17 protein-coding genes are annotated in these 18,530 nt (G+C 70.6%); 14 read left to right on the forward strand and 3 right to left on the reverse strand.

The features are described 5' to 3' along the window. The first annotated feature begins 111 nt into the window (after window positions 1-111). The 8 genes from OO63_RS30745 to OO63_RS30775 all read left to right on the forward strand — a co-directional run bounded on the left by OO63_RS30745 (window position 112) and on the right by OO63_RS30775 (window position 7,423). Window positions 112-756 (forward strand): HAD family hydrolase, encoded by a 645-nt coding sequence (locus OO63_RS30745; protein WP_030361080.1) that lies wholly within the window; start codon window positions 112-114, stop codon window positions 754-756. A gap of 110 nt (window positions 757-866) precedes the next feature. Next, the gene (locus OO63_RS30750; protein ID WP_030361081.1) at window positions 867-2,123 is read left to right on the forward strand and encodes an MFS transporter; all 1,257 of its coding nucleotides are present in this window, start codon (window positions 867-869) and stop codon (window positions 2,121-2,123) included. Continuing rightward, window positions 2,074-3,246, forward strand: coding sequence for an acetoin utilization protein AcuC (locus OO63_RS30755; protein WP_030361082.1), 1,173 nt, complete (start codon window positions 2,074-2,076; stop codon window positions 3,244-3,246). Before OO63_RS30750 ends, OO63_RS30755 begins: the two co-directional genes overlap by 50 nt. 190 nt (window positions 3,247-3,436) lie before the next feature. Beyond that, complete coding sequence (locus OO63_RS30760; RefSeq protein ID WP_030361083.1) at window positions 3,437-4,252, forward strand: phosphatase; 816 nt, start codon at window positions 3,437-3,439, stop codon at window positions 4,250-4,252. Window positions 4,253-4,381: 129 nt separating this feature from the next. Further along, the gene (locus OO63_RS30765) at window positions 4,382-4,591 is read left to right on the forward strand and encodes a helix-turn-helix domain-containing protein (RefSeq protein ID WP_157164103.1); all 210 of its coding nucleotides are present in this window, start codon (window positions 4,382-4,384) and stop codon (window positions 4,589-4,591) included. Window positions 4,592-4,722: 131 nt separating this feature from the next. Continuing rightward, window positions 4,723-4,821, forward strand: coding sequence for a 30S ribosomal protein bS22 (locus OO63_RS44085; protein WP_003948845.1), 99 nt, complete (start codon window positions 4,723-4,725; stop codon window positions 4,819-4,821). A 314-nt stretch (window positions 4,822-5,135) separates the two neighbouring features. Then, on the forward strand, window positions 5,136-6,263 hold the full coding sequence (locus OO63_RS30770; protein ID WP_030361085.1) for an NAD-dependent epimerase/dehydratase family protein: 1,128 nt from the start codon (window positions 5,136-5,138) through the stop codon (window positions 6,261-6,263). Window positions 6,264-6,277: 14 nt separating this feature from the next. After that, window positions 6,278-7,423, forward strand: coding sequence for a lysophospholipid acyltransferase family protein (locus OO63_RS30775; protein WP_030361086.1), 1,146 nt, complete (start codon window positions 6,278-6,280; stop codon window positions 7,421-7,423). Window positions 7,424-7,696: 273 nt separating this feature from the next. Here OO63_RS30775 and OO63_RS30780 read toward each other — a convergent pair whose 3' ends face one another. The 3 genes from OO63_RS30780 to OO63_RS30790 all read right to left on the reverse strand — a co-directional run bounded on the left by OO63_RS30780 (window position 7,697) and on the right by OO63_RS30790 (window position 11,438). Next, on the reverse strand, window positions 7,697-8,974 hold the full coding sequence (locus tag OO63_RS30780; RefSeq protein WP_033264631.1) for a DUF5667 domain-containing protein: 1,278 nt from the start codon (window positions 8,972-8,974) through the stop codon (window positions 7,697-7,699). Window positions 8,975-9,278: 304 nt separating this feature from the next. Next, complete coding sequence (locus OO63_RS30785; RefSeq protein ID WP_030361087.1) at window positions 9,279-10,052, reverse strand: ECF subfamily RNA polymerase sigma factor, BldN family; 774 nt, start codon at window positions 10,050-10,052, stop codon at window positions 9,279-9,281. Window positions 10,053-10,472: 420 nt separating this feature from the next. Continuing rightward, the gene (locus tag OO63_RS30790) at window positions 10,473-11,438 is read right to left on the reverse strand and encodes an HAD family hydrolase (protein ID WP_030361088.1); all 966 of its coding nucleotides are present in this window, start codon (window positions 11,436-11,438) and stop codon (window positions 10,473-10,475) included. A 141-nt stretch (window positions 11,439-11,579) separates the two neighbouring features. Between OO63_RS30790 and OO63_RS30795 the strand changes: the two genes are divergently transcribed. From OO63_RS30795 to hemB, 6 genes are all read left to right on the forward strand, one after another. Beyond that, window positions 11,580-11,867: a glutaredoxin family protein gene (locus tag OO63_RS30795; RefSeq protein ID WP_030361089.1), complete on the forward strand. Its 288-nt coding sequence runs from the start codon at window positions 11,580-11,582 to the stop codon at window positions 11,865-11,867. A gap of 332 nt (window positions 11,868-12,199) precedes the next feature. Next, window positions 12,200-12,964, forward strand: a complete 765-nt coding sequence (locus tag OO63_RS30800; RefSeq protein WP_030361090.1) for a redox-sensing transcriptional repressor Rex — start codon at window positions 12,200-12,202, stop codon at window positions 12,962-12,964. Continuing rightward, window positions 12,961-14,628 carry a glutamyl-tRNA reductase gene (locus OO63_RS30805; protein ID WP_051811349.1) on the forward strand — a complete coding sequence of 556 codons (1,668 nt, stop codon included), beginning with the start codon at window positions 12,961-12,963 and terminating at the stop codon, window positions 14,626-14,628. Before OO63_RS30800 ends, OO63_RS30805 begins: the two co-directional genes overlap by 4 nt. Continuing rightward, on the forward strand, window positions 14,625-15,584 hold the full coding sequence (hemC, locus tag OO63_RS30810) for a hydroxymethylbilane synthase (protein WP_030361092.1): 960 nt from the start codon (window positions 14,625-14,627) through the stop codon (window positions 15,582-15,584). Before OO63_RS30805 ends, hemC begins: the two co-directional genes overlap by 4 nt. Next, window positions 15,581-17,242, forward strand: a complete 1,662-nt coding sequence (locus OO63_RS30815) for a bifunctional uroporphyrinogen-III C-methyltransferase/uroporphyrinogen-III synthase (RefSeq protein ID WP_033264632.1) — start codon at window positions 15,581-15,583, stop codon at window positions 17,240-17,242. The genes hemC and OO63_RS30815 overlap by 4 nt, the downstream gene beginning before the upstream one ends. 290 nt (window positions 17,243-17,532) lie before the next feature. Beyond that, on the forward strand, window positions 17,533-18,522 hold the full coding sequence (hemB, locus tag OO63_RS30820) for a porphobilinogen synthase (RefSeq protein WP_030361094.1): 990 nt from the start codon (window positions 17,533-17,535) through the stop codon (window positions 18,520-18,522). The last annotated feature ends 8 nt before the right edge of the window (window positions 18,523-18,530 follow it).

Consider the following 18,530-nt stretch of genomic DNA (forward strand, 5'->3'; position numbering starts at 1 on the left):
CGATGGTACTGCAGGGGGGACCCTGTGGGAGAGTAGGACGCCGCCGAACTAAATTTAAGGGGAACCCCCGCACCTTCTGGTGCGGGGGTTTTCTGCGTTTAGGGTCTAGGCATGCGATACGAATTGGTCATCTTTGACAACGACGGAGTCCTGGTCGACAGCGAGCCGATCTCCAACAAGATGCTCGCCGCGTATCTGACGGAAGTCGGGCACCCCACCTCGTACGAAGAATCCCTGCGGGACTACATGGGCGGCGCCATGCACCGCGTACACGACCTGGTTCTGGAACGGACCGGGCAGCGGCTGCCCGACGACTTCGACGAGGTCTTTCACGAGCGGGTCTTCGCCGCCTTCAAGCGGGACCTCGAGCCCATGGCCGGGGCCATGGACGTGTTGGAGAAACTGACCGCCGAGGGTGTGCCCTTCTGCCTCGCGTCGTCCGGCAGCCATGAGCGGATTCGGGTCGGGCACCGGAAGACCGGGCTCGACAAGTGGTTCGACGACGGGCGGATCTTCAGCTCGCAGGACGTGGGGCGCGGGAAGCCGGCCCCGGACCTCTTCCTGCACGCGGCGGAGTCGATGGGCGTCGCTCCGGACAAGTGCGTCGTCGTGGAGGACAGCCCGCTCGGAGTGCAGGCGGCGCTCGCGGCCGGCATGGACGTCTGCGGCTTCACCGCCATGACCCCGGCGGAACGGCTCCGCGATGCCACCCGGCTCTTCAGCGAGCTGCGTGCGCTGCCCGACCTGCTTGCGTGAGCGCGCACCCGGGGCGGAGACGGACCGGGAGGCCCTCCGGGAGCGGCTGGGGAAAGTCGTGGGGTGATCTATCTACCCACGGGTAGACCGGGGACCTACGCTTCGCGGTCATGACGGAAACGCTGCGGCGCGGCAGGGCCTCCCTTGCGTTCGGCTTCCTGGTGCAGGGAGTCACGTTCGCGCTGCTGGTGACACGGATACCCGCGCTGCAGGACCAGTACGGGATATCCGACGGCCTGCTGCCCGTGTTCCTGGCGGCCGTGCCGATCCTGGCGGGGGTCGGGAGCGTGTGCACCGAGCGGCTGGTGCGACATGCGCCGCCCAGCCGGGTGCTGCGGTGGTCACAGCCCGTCGTACTGCTGTCCCTGCTCGGGGCCGGTGCGGGCGACTCGGTGTGGCAAGTCGCCGTCGCGCTCGGGGCGTTCGGGCTTGCCGTCGGGGCGCTGGACGCTTCCATGAACATGCTGGGAGTCAGCCTTCAGCGGGCGTACGGGCGCAGCATCATGCTCGGGTTCCACGCGGCGTACAGCCTCGGTGGGATCGTGGGAGCCTCGCTTGCGTGGGTGGGGGCGCACTGGGATCTGTCGCTGCTGGTGTCGTATCTGCCGGTGGTGATCGTGCTGTTGCCGGCCGCGTTGGTGGGGAGCCGGTGGTACGTCGACGCGGGTGGTGATGGAGAGAGCAGTGGGGGTGTTGAGGTCGGTGGGGGTACGGAGGCCGAGAGAGGTGCGGCAGAGGGTGCTGGTGGGGGTGTGGGGCTCAAGGTCTTGTGGCCGCTGTGTCTTGTGATGACGTGTGCGTACATCGGGGACTCGACCGTCTCCAACTGGAGCGCGAAGTATCTGCAGGATGTGCTGGGGAGTTCGGAGCAGCTGGCGACGGTCCCGTACAACGTGTACATGGTGATGAACCTGCTGGGGCGGGGAGTCGGGGACCTGGGGGTGCGGCGGTTCGGGGCGGTCGCCGTGGTGCGGTGGGGTGCGGTGATCGGGGCGGTGGGGTTCGGCGTGGTGGCGGTGGCGCCGGGGGCCTGGACGGGGATCCTGGGCTTCACGCTGCTGGGGATCGGGTTGTGCGTGATCGTGCCGCAGACGTTCGCGGCGGCGGGGCGGCTGTTCCCGGGGGCGTCGGACACGGCGGTGGCGCGGCTGAACATCTTCAACTACGTGGGGTTCCTGATCGGTTCGCCGTTGGTGGGCGGGCTCGGGGACGCGTGGAACTACCGCGGGGCGATGGTCGTTCCCATGGTGTTGGTGCTTGTGACCTTCTGGTCGGCCAGGTCGTTCGCTCCCGGACCGGACCGATACGGTGACGGACATGAGCGGCCGCGCACAACTGATGTGGGACGAGGCAGTAACGGGCTATGACTTCGGTCCAGAGCACCCCATGGACCCGGTCCGGCTCGCGCTGACGAGAAGCCTGATCAACGCCTTCGGTCTCGACCGCGACCTGGACGTGGTCGCGGCGAAGCGTGCCGGGGAGTCGACGCTGGGGCTCGTGCACCGGGAGGACTACGTCGACGCGGTGAAGGCGGCCTCCGCGGACCCCGCTTCGGCGCGCGGGGCGTATGGGCTCGGTACGGAGGACGACCCCGCCTTCGCCGGCATGCACGAGGTGTCGGCGCTGATCGCCGGGCAGTCGGTCGGCGCTGCCGAGGCGGTGTGGCAGGGGGACGCGCTGCACGCGGTGAACTTCGCCGGTGGGCTGCACCACGCCATGCCGGGGAGCGCCGCGGGGTTCTGTGTGTACAACGACGCGTCGCTGGCCATCGCGCGGCTGTTGGAGCTGGGGGCCGAGCGTGTCGCGTATGTGGATGTGGACGTGCACCACGGGGACGGGGTGCAGGCCACGTTCTGGGACGACCCGAGGGTTTTGACGATCTCGCTGCACGAGCATCCCCGGACGTTGTTTCCGGGGACCGGGTGGCCCGAGGAGACGGGGGCGGAGTCGGCGGCGGGGAGCGCGGTGAATGTGGCGCTGCCCGCGGGGACGGGGGATGCGGGGTGGGTGCGGGCGTTCCACGCCGTGGTGCCGGAGCTGTTGGCGGAGTTTCGGCCGCAGGTCCTTGTCACCCAGCACGGGGCGGACACGCACTTCGAGGATCCGTTGGCGCATCTGGCCGTTTCGTTGGACGCGCAGCGGGCCGTGCAGGTCGCCTGTCATGAGTTGGCGCATGCGTACGCCGATGGGCGGTGGGTTGCCCTTGGTGGGGGTGGTTACGCCGTGGTGGACGTGGTGCCGAGGTCCTGGACGCACTTGGTCGCGGTCGCGGCCGGGCGGGAGATCGAGCCTTCGGCTGAGGTGCCCGAGGGGTGGCGGCGGGAGGTGTTTGCTCGGACTCGGATGCTTGGGCCTGGGCGGATGACGGATGGGCGGTGGCCTGTGGGGTGGCGGGGGTGGGACGAGGGGTACGACCCCGCGGATCGGGTGGATCAGGCTGTGCTGGCTGCTCGGCGGGCTGTGTTTCCGTTGCGGGGATTGTTGGCCTAGGGGGACCCCCACGGCGGGCTGAGGTCTCGCCCGGGTGGGCTGGGAGGTGCGCGGGCTGCGGCGGTTGTCGCGTTGTGGGCTGTGCGTTGTGGGCTGTGAGCTGTGGGGGAAGTGGGTGGGGTTAGCCCGACTGTGGGGTGTTTCTTGGGTTTTCGGGGTTCCGTGGGGGTATGTGCGGCAGCATCGGGGCGTGTTGAGCACCGGAGCGTTGCGCGCGCATCTGCTGGCGGCCCGGCTCGCCGGGCCCGTGGCCACGTCGCGGGAGGAGAGCCTGCGGAGCTACCGGCTCTTCGCGGCGCGGGATCCGCGGATACTTCTCGGGCTCGACCCCGAATGGAGTTGGGGCGCGGCAGACTTGCTGCGGCTGATGGCGGACAAGTGCGGGGTGTCGGACGACCCCCGGCACACCACGGGGGCCGATGTCATCGACCCGGAGCGGACGTTGGCGGCCCTGGACGCGTTCGCCGAGCGGCTGCGGGAGGCGGCAGGGCGCCGGGTTCCCGTGCTGCTCGGGACCGGACACCCGCATCGGCTCCTTGGTTTCTACGCCGCGTTGGCCGAGGCCCTGTCGGCGGCGGGATGCACGATCCTCACCCCCGCGCAGGGTTGCTGTGTCGACATAACGACCCGGTTCGGCCTACGCACGTACAACCTTGACTACGTACGAGGCGTCGCGCTGGTGCGCGAACCCGGCGTGCGTCCCACCGGGAGTGAGACCGGCGCACACAGCCATTCGCCACTCCCGGTTCGGCGGGCCCTGGCCGCCCAGGCCGAGTCCGGCGGGCCCCTGCCCGAGCTGGTCATCGGGGACCACGGCTGGGTCTGCGGGGCAGGTCAGCTGGGGTTTGAGGCGATCGGTCTGGCGGATACGGACGATCCGGCGCTGTTCGTCGGAGAGGCGGAGGGGCGGGTGTCCGTCGTCGTTCCGCTTGATGACGCTGTGCGGTCTGATTACTACCGACCGCTTACTCGCTATGTACTCAATCGAGCGTGTCTGTCACAGTAAACGGCCGATGGCAGCTCCTCTTCCCCACTCGCATCACCCGCCCCTACTCTGGGGAGTGAGCGCACAGCGACGAGGAGTCACCGGAAGGGGAAGCCGGTGCGCGTCATGTGCGGAAGGTTCAGGTGTGTCATGGCTGCTGACCAGAGGCCTCTCAGCGAGGTTGCGTTTCTGACCGTGGCGGAGGTCGCCGCGGTGATGCGAGTCTCGAAGATGACCGTGTACCGGCTGGTGCACAGCGGTCATCTGCCCGCAATCCGGGTCGGAAGGTCCTTCCGGGTCCCGGAGAACGCGGTTCACGAGTACCTTCGCGACTCTTACGTGGGGGTGGAGACAGCCTGATCGATGTCCCTCGATTACAGGCTCGGCGCCAGGGCGGGTAGGCTAGGCCGACGTAGGTCGTGTGGGCCCAGACGCCCCGCACCGATGTCCCCGCGATGTGGGGATGTTCCGAGAAGTGAGCGAGGGTAGTCGTGGGCTCTGTTATCAAGAAGCGGCGCAAGCGGATGGCGAAGAAGAAGCACCGCAAGCTGCTGAAGCGCACGCGCGTTCAGCGTCGCAACAAGAAGTAAGCGACCGCTGACGTCAGCGAACGCAAGTGAACGTACTGCGGCCCTCCCATCGTCCGATGGGAGGGCCGCAGTACGTTCTGGCCAGAACTTTCCGGGGCGGTTCAGGGCTTGTCGTTCATAGGGGATTCAACAGTTCAAAGCCGGGCGAACGGCTTGATCTTTGCGACGGAGTGTGTCCGTCGTCACTTCGCTCGTCCCGCGGTCATCACAGCGCAACATCCACCCGCTAGCGTGGGGGCGGACGTGATGCTCGGACGTGCCGCGGGGCGGGAGCATGCTCGTGCCTCGCGGTCTGGGGAAAGGCGGCGCTGATCTTGGGCAAGGTCGTGCTCGTGACCGGGGTGGCCCGGCAACTGGGCGGCAGGTTCGTCCGCCGTGTCCAGCGCGATCCGGAGGTCGACCGGGTGGTCGCCGTCGACGCCGTCCCGCCCGAGCACCATCTCGGCGGCGCGGACTTCGTGCAGGCCGACATCCGGCAGCCCACCATCACCAAGGTCCTCGCCGAGCACCGCGTCGACACGGTCGTCCACATGGACGTGACCGGCACCGCGCTCGCCGGCGGCAGCCGGGGCTCGGTCAAGGAGACCAACGTCATCGGCACGATGCAGCTGCTCGGCGCCTGCCAGAAGTCGCCGACGGTCAAGCGCCTCGTGGTGAAGTCGAGCACCAATGTGTACGGTTCGGCGCCCCGCGATCCGGCCGTGTTCACGGAGACCACGCCGCCGAAGTCGCTGCCCAGCGGCGGCTTCGCCAAGGACACCGTCGAGGTCGAGGGGTATGTGCGCGGTTTCGCGCGACGGCGGCCTGATGTCGCGGTGTGTGTGCTGAGGTTCGCCAACATCCTCGGTCCCGCCGCGGATTCGCCGCTCGCGGAGTACTTCTCGCTGCCCGTCCTTCCGACGGTCTTCGGCTATGACCCGCGGCTGCAGTTCGTGCACGAGGACGACGCCGTCGAGGTCCTTCGCCTGGCCTCGCACGACCCGCGGCGGGGCACGCTGAACAGCGGCACGTTCAACATCGCCGGGGAGGGACTGCTGCTGCTCTCGCAGTGCGCCCGCCGGCTCGGGCGGCCGACGCTGCCGGTGCTGCTGCCCGCGGTGACGTGGGTGGGCACGGCCCTGCGTACGCTCGGAGCCACGGACTTCTCGCCGGAGCAGATCCGGCTGCTCACCCACGGCCGGGTGGTGGCCACCCGGCAGATGCGCGAGACACTGGGGTTCAGGCCCAAGTACACGACCGCGGAGGCCTTCGCGGACTTCGTACGCAGCCGGGGTCCCGGCCTGCTGCCCCCGGCCGCGCTCGCCGGGGCCGTCGACAGGATCGCGGCGCTGCCCTTCGCGGGGGGCGGTTCGAAGTCCGGCGGCACGGAACCCGGCGGTACGGAGCCCGGGGGCGGGGCCGGACCCGGAGCCGACAACAGTGCCCACCACAGCGCCAACTGAGGAGATCGTCAACGATGGCGGACGCCAAGGTCATTCCGTTCGACGACGACCGGTCGCGCGGGGCCGGTCAGCGGCCGCAGCGTCGCAGGTCAGGGCCGCGCCGTCCGGGCGACGGGGCGAAGGTGCGCGAGGTCAAGGCGGTCCCCGGCCGGTTGAACGCGGACGTGCCGGAGGGTGCCGCTCCGGGCGCGGAGCCGCTGGACGCGGGCGCCGTCGGGTCGGTCGGCGCCGATGACGCGCGGCCCACCGGGCCCCGGGGTGCGGGGCAGGGCGCGGCGGCGGAGTCGGCTTCCGTGCCGGAGCCGCGCGGTGGGGGTGGCGGTGGCTGGGACCGGCGGATCGCGGGTGGCCTCGCGTTTCTGCGGCGGCGGCTGACGGGGGAGTACCACGTCGATGACTTCGGGTACGACGAGGAGCTCACCGACCAGGTCCTGATGTCGCTGCTGCGGCCGTTGTACGAGAAGTACTTCCGCGTCGAGGTGAAGGGGATCGAGAACATCCCCGCCGACGGTGGGGCGCTGATTGTCGCCAATCACTCCGGGACGTTGCCGTGGGACGGCCTCATGATGCAGGTCGGTGTGCACGACAACCATCCGCATGGGCGGCATCTGCGGCTGCTCGCCGCCGATCTGGTGTTCATGCTGCCGGTCGTCAACGAGCTGGCGCGCAAGGCCGGGCATACGTTGGCCTGTGCGGAGGACGCGGAGGCGTTGCTGGAGCGCGGTGAGCTCGTCGGGGTGATGCCCGAGGGGTTCAAGGGGATCGGGAAGCCCTTTGGTGAGCGGTACAAGTTGCAGCGGTTCGGGCGGGGTGGGTTCGTCTCCACGGCGTTGCGGACGGGGTCGCCGATCGTGCCCTGTTCCATTGTGGGGGCCGAGGAGATCTATCCGATGATCGGCAACGCGAAGACGGTGGCTCGGGTGTTGGGGATTCCGTACTTTCCGTTGACGCCCACGTTTCCTTGGCTGGGGCCTTTGGGGGCTGTGCCGTTGCCCACGAAGTGGACCATTCAGTTCGGGGAGGCGATTCCTACGGATGGGTATCCGCCCGAGGCCGCTGAGGATCCGATGTTGATGTTCAATCTGACGGATCAGGTGCGGGAGCAGATTCAGCACACGCTGTACAAGTTGTTGGTTCAGCGGAGGTCGGTGTTCTTCTAGGGGTGGTGGGGGCCCTGCGGGGCTTTCCCCAGTCCCGCCCCTTCCCGAAACCGGGGCTTCGCCCCTGGACCCCGGGGGTGGGTGTTCCCTTCGGGTGGGACAGTCCTCCGCCGAATCGGCGCTTCGCGCCTCGTCCTCAAACTCCCCCAAGCTCTTAAGGAGCAGGGGGTACCCCCACGACGGGCTGAAATACAGCCGGGGCGGGTGGGTGGGAAAAGGGCCGTCCGTCGGGCTGGGGAGAGGTGCCCGACGGACGGTGGTTGGGGTGTGGGTCTACTTCTGGTCTTCGCCCTCGATGCCCAGTTCTGGGAGCAGGCCGGGGAGCAGGGGTGGGAGTGTGACGTCCGGCTTTCCGGGCTTGGGGTGCTTGGTGGTGGGGCTGTTCTTCTCCTCGTGGGTGTCGGACGGCGAGGAGGGTGCCTTCTCGGAGGGCGGGTCGAGGAGGCCGTCGGTGACGCCGGGGAGCAGGCCTTCCTGGCTTTCCTTGTGGCCGGGGGAGGACGGCTTCGGCTTGCGGGGGGACTGGTCGCGGCCGGATTCGCCGGAGTCCCGGGGCGCGGGGCCTTCGCGGTGGGTGCCGGTGGAGGAGCCCTGGCGGGGGCCCTGGTCCGGGGTGCCGCCCTTGTCGGGCTTGCTGCTCGGGAAGAGGGAGCGCAGCGGCTCGACTTCCTGCTCCATGGCGTCGAAGACGGAGCTGACCTGCTCGCCGACGTCGCCGAGCTGGACGGGGAGCCGTTCGCGCAGGGCGCTCCAACTGCCGCGGTGGGACTGGGAGAAGGCGGACAGGGCCTGGATGGGGCCGAGCGAACCGTCGCGTTCGTACGCTTCGAGGAGGAGGCGGTGGCCCTCGGCGGCGTCGTGGCGCATGCCGGAGAGGGCGCGGCGGACCTCGCCGACGGATTCGTGGTCGAGCTGGCCGGAGCGGGAGCGCTCCATCAGGCGGCGGGCCTCGTTCAGCCGGGTCGAGGCCTGGTCCAGATAGATCTGGCCGCGGTCGGTGTCGCTGTCGGCCATGCCGAGCTTGAGGTCTTCCATGCCGCGTTTGAGGCCGTAGAGCGAGTCGCCCGGGAGGGCGTCCCCGCTGGCCGCGGCCACGCCGCCGAAGGCTCCGGCCGCGACGCCCACGGTGAGGCCGCCGGCGGCGATGCCTTTGGACAGGCGGGTGCGGGGCTTGAGTTTCCGCAGGGGGCTGGCCCGGTGGGCGCCCTTGGCGCCTTTTCGGGAGCGCTGCTCCGGTACGGAAGGGCTTGTGCCGTCGCCCGCCGCCGTGCCCTCCGCGAACATGGCTTCCATGGCGGCCACCAGCTGGGCCCGCTGGACCACTTTGACCTCGGGGTCCAGCTGGGGCGCGGGCAGCCGTGCGAGTCCGTCGGCGAGCGCGAGCATCTGGTCGCGCTCAGCCGCGCCGGGGGGCGCGGTGTCGGCTCGGGCGGCCACCGAGGTCGCGGCGGAATCTTCGGGCTGCTCGGCCGCCGGGTCCTGGTCGGACTGCTCCTCCAGGGCCTGGGCGAAGGCGTTCGCCCGCCGGTGTGCCGATACGTTCGCGATCACTGGCGGCACCTCCTCTCGTCATGACGGTCGACTCCCCAGGGGGTCCTGGGGGTTGCACGCCCTGAACACTTCCACACGTTCGAGTGAGCGCATGGAGCCTCCCTCCGCTCTCGGAGAGCTCGGGGAAGGTCAGGTCGCAACCACAGGGAGCCTGCATCCCGCACAACGAGCGTCGCGGCACTTGGGTTACGGACGAAAGATGATCGGACCGCGAAGGGCTCGGCAAAGTCCGTGACGGCCAGCAGGCCGTCACGGATGGTGAGTTGGGCGTCACGCGGGGTCGCGGGGCGCCGTGCGGGCGGCGCTAGCGGGCGTCGTCCGGGAGGAGGCGGGCGAGGGTGCGGACCGCCCGGTACTGGAGGGTTTTGATCGCGCCTTCGTTCTTGCCCATGACGCGGGCGGTCTCGGCCACGGAGAGGCCTTGCAGGAAGCGCAGCGTCACGCACTCCTGCTGTTGGGGATTGAGGCGGCGGACCGCGTCCAGGAGCGCGGCGTTCGACAGGGACTCCAGGACGGAGTCCTCCGGGCTGCGCTCGACCTCGTTGGCGTCGAGCATCTCGCCGGTGGTGACCTCGAGGCGGAAGCGGCTCGACTTGAAGTGGTCGGCCACGAGGTTGCGGGCGATGGTGACGAGCCAGGCACCGAAGTCGCGGCCCTGCCAGGTGAACGTACCGATCCTGCGCAGGGCGCGGAGGAACGTCTCGCTGGTGAGGTCCTCGGCGGTCGCCTTGCCGCCGACGCGGTAGTAGATGTAGCGGTAGACGGTGTCGCTGTACTGGTCGTAGAGGCGGCCGAAGGCGTCGGACTCGCCTGCTTGGGCGCGCTCGACGAGTTCCATCATGCGGGCGCTGTCACTGTCCGCCGCGGGGCGGCGGTGGGTGGTCGTGGCGGCGGCGGAGCGCGTCCGTCTGCTCACAGCCGCACCGCCGTCCGCCAGGGCGTAGCACGGCCCGGCGGGTGCCGGGACGGCGAAGGCGGGGACGGCGTACGCGGTGGGGACGAAGCCGCGCAGGCGGTCCACGACCGTCGCGCGCAGCGTAGCCAGGCCCGAGGCGTCAACCCCGACGTGTGGGTACACGGGACTCCCAGAGGCAGAGCTTCCATCACTTGCAGTACTGGAACGTTCACCCGTCGTAGCGATGTGCACGGTCCGTTATGCGTCTGAGGAGAATAACGCTTCGTACAGGCAGCGCTACACCCAGTTGCTCAAATCATCGATTACGTCGCTTCTGTTACCGATCGGCGGTCGATCAAGCACCGGTTATTGCACGGTTGTTGATCGGATTAGCGCGCATTCGGGGTGGGCGCGGGGCGTGTTGTGGCCGAGTTGAACGAACGGGACTGGCGGGGGGCGTGGCGGGTAAGACAGAACGATTGCCGTCGTTTCCGCGCGCGGCGGAGGGCGGAGGCCCGAATTCCGGGGCCTTCGCGCGAGATGGTCACCGAGAGTGGTCGCTCTGGGGTGTGCCGGGCGGCGCCTGCGGGGGGCCGGGCGGCGTCAGTGGCGGCGGCGGTGCAGGGCGATCGCGGCCGCCGTGCCGCCCGCGAGGGCGCCGACGCCCGCGGCGGCCGGGATGCCGACCTTCGCGGCCTTGCGGCCCGTGCGGTAGTCCCGCAGCCGCCATTCGCGGGCGCGGGCGTGCTTGCGCAGCTTGGTGTCGGGGTTGATCGCGTACGGATGTCCGACCAGCGACAGCATCGGGATGTCGTTGTGGGAGTCGCTGTAGGCGGCGCAGCGGGCCAGGTCCAGGCCCTCGGCGGCGGCCAGGGCGCGGACGGCCTCGGCCTTCGCGGGGCCGTGCAGGGGCTCGCCGACGAGCTTGCCCGTATACACGCCGTGCACGGACTCCGCGACGGTGCCGAGGGCGCCGGTCAGGCCGAGGCGGCGGGCGATGATCGTGGCCGTCTCCACGGGCGCGGCCGTGACCAGCCAGACCTTCTGTCCCGCGTCGAGGTGGGCCTGGGCCAGGGCGCGGGTGCCGGGCCAGATGCGCTCGGCCATGTACTCGTCGTAGATCTCCTCGCCGATGGACATCAGCTCGGCGACGCGGTGGCCCTTGACGATGGACAGGGCGCTGTCGCGGGCGTCCTGCATGTGCTCGGGGTCCTCGATGCCCGCCATCCTGAACCACGCCTGCTGCCAGGCGAATCGGGCGAGCTCGCGGCGCTGGAAGAACTTCCGCTTGTACAGTCCGCGGCCGAAGTGGAAGAGGGCGGCGCCCTGCATCACGGTGTTGTCGAGGTCGAAGAACGCGGCGGCCTTCTCGTCGCCGGCGACCGGGAACTCGGGGGCCTCGGGCTCGGCGGGCGCCGTCTCGTCGGGCGGGACGTCCGCTGCCCGGGCGTGGAGCTCTTCCAGCTCCTGCGACGACTTGCGCGCTGCCTCCGCCGAGGCCTCGCCTGCCAGGACGCTGCGCGCGGTGGCGGAGCGCCTGCGGGGGTGGAGCCAACCGAGAGCGGCCATGCCGTCGAGCATAGCCACTCTGTTCGGTCCCCCTGTGAATGCGGGGATTCGAACCCGTCAACGATCCGTGTCGCGCTGGTCACACCGGGGTGCGGCGCGGGGCGGTGCCGGGCGGGCGGAACCGCGTAGGAAGCTGGAGGCATGAGTCCTCTTTTCCGCCGGAGCGGCGGCGCAGCGAAGAAGGCGCCCGGCGACCGCCTGGTGACCTTGATCGGCAAGCCCGGGTGTCATCTGTGCGACGACGCGGAGGCCGTGGTCCAACGGGTCTGCGGCGACCTCGGGGTGCCCTGGGAGAAGAAGGACATCAGCGTGGACGAGGCGCTGCACAAGGAGTACTGGGAGCAGATTCCGGTGGTGCTCGTGGACGGGGAGCAGCACACGTTCTGGCGGGTGGACGAGGGGCGGCTGCGGCGGGAGTTGCTGGGGTAGTACGGGGGTGTCGGCCCTGATGGCTGGTTATGACGTCCGGAGCTGTCCGGAAAGTCGTTTAGCATCGGGGGTCGGTTTTGAGGTCTCGGGGGCGAGGATCGTGAGGAGTGTGTGCGGTTTTGCCCCCGTCGGTTGAGTGTCGTCGCTGGCCGTGCGCCGGTTCCAGGAAAGTGCGCCGGGGGCGCGTGACCCCGGTCACGTTGGGTGGGCAAATCGGACACCATCTTTGTGCACGCGTTCACAAAGACATAGCCTGCTGTCGACGGGGCGGTCATGGGACACGACTTCGGGTGCCAGCCCGCCTTCAGCCCCGCTCTACCCGCAGGAGCACCGTGGCAACTGGCCGAACTCACCGACCGGCGACCCGCAGCCGAGGGATTCCCGAGGCCACCGTCGCCAGGCTTCCGCTGTACCTGAGGGCTCTGACCGCGCTGTCGGAGCGCTCGGTGCCCACGGTCTCCTCCGAGGAGCTCGCGGCCGCCGCGGGGGTCAACTCCGCGAAGCTGCGCAAGGACTTCTCGTACCTCGGGTCCTACGGGACGCGGGGCGTCGGCTACGACGTCGAGTACCTCGTGTACCAGATCTCCCGTGAGCTGGGCCTGACCCAGGACTGGCCGGTTGTCATCGTCGGTATCGGTAACCTCGGCGCCGCGCTGGCCAATTACGGCGGGTTCGCCTCGCGTGGATTCCGCGTGGCCGCTCTCATAGACGCCGATCCGGCGATGGCGGGCAAGCCCGTCGCCGGGATGCCGGTGCAGCACACGGACGACCTCGAGAAGATCATCAGCGACAACGGCGTCTCGATCGGCGTCATCGCGACCCCGGCGGGCGCCGCCCAGCAGGTCTGCGACCGGCTCGTGGCCGCGGGCGTCACGTCCATCCTGAACTTCGCGCCGACCGTCCTGACCGTCCCCGACGGCGTCGACGTGCGCAAGGTCGACCTCTCCATCGAGCTGCAGATCCTCGCCTTCCACGAGCAGCGCAAGGCCGGCGAGGAGTCCGCCGCGGACGCCGACGCCGCGGCCGGGCCCGCCGTCACGAAGAACCAGCACCGCAAGGGACCCGACGGGGACGTTCCCGCCGTGATGCCGGCATGAGTCTCCTCGTCGTGGGCCTCAGCCACCGCAGCGCTCCCGTGAGCGTCCTTGAGCGGGCCGCGCTCACCGTCGACGCGCAGGCCAGGCTGCTGCACGACACCGTGGCCGCCGAGCCCGCGGCCGAGGCCGCCGTGCTCGCCACCTGCAACCGCATCGAGCTGTACGCGGACGTGGACAAGTTCCACGCGGGCGTCGCCGAGCTGTCGACGCTGCTCGCGCTGCACAGCGGCGTGAGCCTGGAGGAGCTCACTCCTTATCTGTACGTGCACTACGAGGACCGGGCCGTCCACCACCTGTTCTCGGTGGCGTGCGGGCTCGACTCCATGGTCGTCGGCGAGGGGCAGATCCTCGGCCAGATCAAGGACGCGCTGGCCCGGGGGCAGGAGCTGCACACCGCGGGCCGCCTCCTCAACGACCTCTTCCAGCAGGCCCTGCGCGTCGGCAAGCGGGCGCACTCGGAGACCGGCATCGACCGGGCCGGGCAGTCGCTCGTCACCTTCGGCCTGGAGCAGCTGGCCGGGCGCGAGCCCGTGCATGCCTGGGCCAAGGGCAAGCGCGCCCTGGTGATCGGCGCGGGCTCGATGTCCTCGCTGGCCGCGGCGACGCTCGCGCGCTCGGGCGTGGACGAGGTCGTCGTCGCCAACCGCACCCTGGACCGGGCCGAGCGCCTGGCCGAGATCCTCACCGAGGGCGGCACCGGAGTCGTCGCGCGTGCCGTGCCGATGTCCCAGGTGGCCGAGGAGCTGACACGTGCCGACGTGGCCGTGTCCTGCACCGGCGCGACGGGTCTCGTGCTGACCGCCGCGGACGTCGAGGCGGCGCTCGCGGGACGCGTCGGCGACGTGCGCGACGACGTACGGGACGGTCATGACGGATCGGCCTGCGATGACGACGACTGCGTGATCGCGCCGCACGCGACGGCCGAGCGGACCGCCGAAGCCGTGGCCCCGGACACCGTGACACCCGCCCCGGACACGGGCGGCTGCCCTGTCGGCCGCGTCGGCGACGAGACCGCGTACGAGCAGCACGCCGCGCTCGTCGAGAACAGCCCCGCTGTGGGCGGCGGACCCGTGCGGGTGGGCCGGGTGGCCCCCGCCGTGGTGCCCGCGGCCCGCGCCGCCGCGCTGTACCTGCTCGACCTCGCCATGCCCCGCGACATCGACGCCGCCGCGCACCGCCTCACCGGCGTGCGCCTGGTCGACATCGAGTCCCTCGCGGACGCCTCCGCCGACGCGCCGATGGCCGCCGACGTGGACGCCGTGCGCACCATCGTGTCCGACGAGGTCGCCGCGTTCGGCGCCGCGCAGCGGGCCGCGCACATCACGCCGACCGTCGTCGCCCTGCGCACCATGGCCGCCGACGTCGTCAGCGGTGAGATCGCGCGGCTCGACGGCCGGCTGCCCGGCCTCGGCGACAAGGAGCGCGCGGAGATCACGCAGACCGTGCGCCGCGTCGTCGACAAGCTGCTGCACGCGCCGACGGTGCGGGTGAAGCAGCTCGCCAGCGAGCCCGGCGGCGCCGGGTACGCCGACGCCCTGCGCACCCTTTTCGACCTCGACCCCGAGACGGTGGCTGCCGTCTCCCGCGCCGACCTGCTGAGCAACGCGGGCGGCCAGCAGAACCAGCTCCACGAGAACGACGAACCCAAGCGAGGCCGCGCATGACCGAGAAGGCACTCAGACTCGGGACCAGGCGCAGCAAGCTGGCCATGGCCCAGTCCGGGCAGGTGGCGAGGAAGGTCACCGAGCTGACGGGGCGGCCCGTCGAGCTCGTCGAGATCACCACGTTCGGCGACACCTCCCGCGAGCACCTCGCGCAGATCGGCGGCACCGGTGTGTTCGTCACCGCGCTGCGCGACGCGCTGCTCGCCGGTGAGGTCGACTTCGCCGTGCACTCCCTGAAGGACCTGCCGACCGCGCAGCCCGACGAGCTGACGCTCGCCGCCGTGCCGGAGCGGGAGGACCCGCGGGACGTGCTGATCGCCCGCGACGGCCTGACGTTCACGCAGCTGCGCGACGGCGCCCGCATCGGCACCGGCTCGCCGCGCCGCATGGCGCAGCTCAACGCCTACGCCCGCAACCACGGCACGTCCATAGAGGCCGTCCCGATCCGCGGCAACATCGACACCCGCATCGGATACGTACGCGACGGGAAGCTGGACGCCGTCGTGCTCGCCGCCGCGGGACTGAACCGCGTCGGCAGGATCGACGAGGTGACCGACTTCCTGTCGGTCGACACCGTTCTGCCCGCCCCCGGCCAGGGGGCACTGGCGATCGAGTGCGCCGCGACCCACGCGTCACTCGCCGCCGCGCTCGCCGAGCTCGACGACCCGTACACCCGGGCCGCCGTGACCGCCGAGCGATCCCTGCTCGCCGCCCTGGAGGCCGGTTGCAGCGCACCTGTGGGTGCGTTGGCCGACCTTCTGGCCGACGGGCAGGTTGTCAAGGAAATGCGCCTGCGCGGCGTCGTCGGTGCCACCGACGGCTCGACGCTGGTGCAGCTGTCCACCACCGGTCCCGTGCCCGGGACACACGACCAGGCGATGGCACTCGGGCGGGAACTCGCCGCCGAGATGCTCGCCAAGGGCGCGGCCGGTCTGATGGGGGAGCGAGCACTTTGAGCCCCACCTCGAACCTTCCCGGCCTTCCCGCACACGGGCACGTCACCTTTCTCGGTGCCGGACCCGGAGATCCGGGACTGCTGACCCTGCGCGCCGTCGAGGCGCTGGCCCGAGCGGATGTGCTGATCGCCGAGCCGGATGTTCTCGATGTCGTACGTGTGCATGCCCGAGGGGGTGTGGACACACCTCTCCCGCAGGCCGCTGACGGCACGTCAGCGGGCGGCGACGGGCCTTCGGCCTCAGCCGCGGCCAATCTTGTCATGGAGGGCGCGCGCGGCGGCAGGCGGGTCGTGCGCGCGGTGAGCGGTGATCCGGGCCTCGATGCCTACGCGGCCGGGGAGATGCTGGCCTGCGCCGCGGAGGGCATCCCCTTCGAGGTGGTGCCCGGCATCGCGGCCGCGGTCGGTGTGCCCGCGTACGCGGGGGTGCCGCTGCGGGACGCGCAGGGCACGGACGTCCGGTTCGTCGACGCCCGTACGGCGTCCGAGCGCTGCTGGGGCGAGGTCGGTGCGTCCGACGGGACCGTGGTCGTCTCCACGTCCCTGGACTCGGTCGCGGCCGCCGCCGGTGAGCTGGTGTCCGCCGGGCGCAAGCCCGACACCCCGATGACGGTGACCGTCGCCGGTACGACGACGCGCCAGCGCACCTGGACCGCGACGCTCGGCACCATCGCGCAGGTACTCAAGCAGGCCAAGGTGCTGCCCTCGCCCGACGGCGGGCAGGCCGTCATAGCCGTGGTCGGTGAGCGTTCGGCCGCCGCGCAGCGCGACCAGCTGTCGTGGTTCGAGTCGAAGCCGCTCTTCGGGTGGCGGGTCCTCGTACCCCGCACGAAGGAGCAGGCGGCCTCGCTCTCCGACCAGCTGCGGTCCTACGGCGCGGTGCCGCACGAGGTGCCGACGATCGCCGTCGAGCCGCCGCGGACGCCGCAGCAGATGGAGCGGGCCGTCAAGGGGCTCGTCACCGGGCGCTACGAGTGGATCGCCTTCACCTCGGTGAACGCGGTCAAGGCCGTGCGGGAGAAGTTCGAGGAGTACGGGCTCGACGCCCGGGCCTTCGCCGGGATCAAGGTCGCCGCGGTGGGCGAGCAGACCGCCGCCGCGCTCGTCGCCTTCGGCGTGAAGCCGGATCTGGTGCCGAGCGGGGAGCAGTCCGCCGCGGGTCTGTTGGAGGACTGGCCTCCCTACGACCCTGTCTTCGACCCGATCGACCGGGTGTTCCTGCCGCGCGCCGACATCGCCACCGAGACGCTGGTCGCGGGTCTCATCGACCTCGGCTGGGAGGTCGACGACGTCACCGCCTACCGGACCGTGCGGGCATCGCCGCCGCCGGCCGAGACGCGGGAGGCCATCAAGGGTGGTGGGTTCGACGCCGTGCTCTTCACGTCGTCGAGCACGGTGCGCAATCTTGTGGGGATCGCGGGGAAGCCGCACAACGTGACCGTGATCGCCTGTATCGGGCCCGCCACCGCGAAGACCGCGGAGGAGCACGGGCTTCGGGTGGATGTGATGGCTCCGGAGCCGTCCGTGCACAAGTTGGCCGCTGCGCTCGCGGAGTTCGGGGCGCGGCGGCGGGCTGCCGCGATTGAGGCCGGGGATGCTGTTACTCGGCCGAGTGAGCGGAGGCCGGGGGCGCGGCGGCGTAGGGCTGCGGCGCCGTAGGGTGGCCCTGCGGGGCTTTCCCCAGTCCCGCCCCTTCCCGGCTGTGACACTTTGCGGCTCCGCCGCGTGGGGGGCTCCGCCCCGGGCCCCGGGGGTGGGTGTCCCGTGGCGGGTGGGACGGTCCTCCGCCGGATCGGCGCTCCGCGCCTCGTCCTCAAACGCCGGACGGGCTGAAATGTGCCGGGCTGTTGGCCAGTGAGTGCAAGTTCGGGCGGGTGGGTGGGAGAAAGCCCGTCCGGCGTTTGAGGACGAGCGCGCAGCGCGATTCACGGTGAGGTGGATTTCAGGCAATGAGTACGTACGGTTCGTTTCCCGGTTCGCGGCCCCGGCGGCTGCGTACGTCCCCCGTCATGCGGCGCATGGTCGCCGAGACGCGGCTGCACCCGGCCGATCTGGTGCTGCCCGCGTTCGTGCGGGAGGGCATCAGCGCGCCCGTCGCGATCGGGTCGATGCCCGGGGTGGTGCAGCACACCCGGGACACGCTGAAGAAGGCCGCCGTGGAGGCGGTCGAGGCGGGGGTCTCCGGGATCATGCTGTTCGGGGTCCCGGAGGAGTCCAAGAAGGACGGGCTCGGCACCGCGGGGACCGACCCGGACGGGATTCTGCAGGTCGCGCTGCGGGACGTGCGGGCGGAGGTCGGGGACGACCTGATCGTCATGTCCGACCTGTGTCTGGACGAGTTCACGGATCACGGGCACTGCGGCGTCCTGGACGAGCAGGGGCGGGTCGACAACGACGCGACCCTGGAGCGGTACGCCGAGATGGCGCAGGTCCAGGCCGACGCGGGCGCCCATGTAGTGGGCCCGAGCGGCATGATGGACGGCCAGATCGGCGTCATCCGTGACGCGCTCGACCAGACCGAGCACGAGGACGTGTCGATCCTCGCCTACACGGTGAAGTACTCGTCGGCGTTCTTCGGCCCCTTCCGCGAGGCCGTCGGTTCCTCCCTGAAGGGCGACCGCAAGACCTACCAGCAGGACCCGGCCAACAGCCGTGAGTCCCTGCGGGAGTTGGCGCTCGACCTCGAAGAGGGCGCCGACATGGTGATGGTCAAGCCCGCGGGCCCCTACCTCGACATCCTGGCCAAGGTCGCCGAGGTGTCCGACGTGCCCGTGGCCGCGTACCAGATCAGTGGCGAGTACGCGATGATCGAGGCGGCGGCGGAGCGCGGCTGGATCGACCGGGACAAGGCGATCATGGAGTCGCTGACCGGGATCAAGCGGGCCGGGGCGCAGATGATCCTCACCTACTGGGCCACCGAGGTGGCGCGCAAGCTCTAGCGGTTCTT

It is taken from the genome of Streptomyces alboflavus, from assembly GCF_000716675.1.
Taxonomy (GTDB): domain Bacteria; phylum Actinomycetota; class Actinomycetes; order Streptomycetales; family Streptomycetaceae; genus Streptomyces; species Streptomyces alboflavus.

Coding starts and splice junctions, on each gene's coding strand:
- OO63_RS30745 (WP_030361080.1), top strand. CDS start 112: ATGCGATACGAATTGGTCATCTTTGACAACGACGGAGTCCTGGTCGAC.
- OO63_RS30750 (WP_030361081.1), top strand. CDS start 867: ATGACGGAAACGCTGCGGCGCGGCAGGGCCTCCCTTGCGTTCGGCTTC.
- OO63_RS30755 (WP_030361082.1), top strand. CDS start 2,074: ATGAGCGGCCGCGCACAACTGATGTGGGACGAGGCAGTAACGGGCTAT.
- OO63_RS30765 (WP_157164103.1), top strand. CDS start 4,382: ATGGCTGCTGACCAGAGGCCTCTCAGCGAGGTTGCGTTTCTGACCGTG.
- OO63_RS30775 (WP_030361086.1), top strand. CDS start 6,278: ATGGCGGACGCCAAGGTCATTCCGTTCGACGACGACCGGTCGCGCGGG.
- OO63_RS30790 (WP_030361088.1), bottom strand. CDS start 11,438: ATGGCCGCTCTCGGTTGGCTCCACCCCCGCAGGCGCTCCGCCACCGCG.
- OO63_RS30795 (WP_030361089.1), top strand. CDS start 11,580: ATGAGTCCTCTTTTCCGCCGGAGCGGCGGCGCAGCGAAGAAGGCGCCC.
- OO63_RS30805 (WP_051811349.1), top strand. CDS start 12,961: ATGAGTCTCCTCGTCGTGGGCCTCAGCCACCGCAGCGCTCCCGTGAGC.
- hemC (WP_030361092.1), top strand. CDS start 14,625: ATGACCGAGAAGGCACTCAGACTCGGGACCAGGCGCAGCAAGCTGGCC.
- hemB (WP_030361094.1), top strand. CDS start 17,533: ATGAGTACGTACGGTTCGTTTCCCGGTTCGCGGCCCCGGCGGCTGCGT.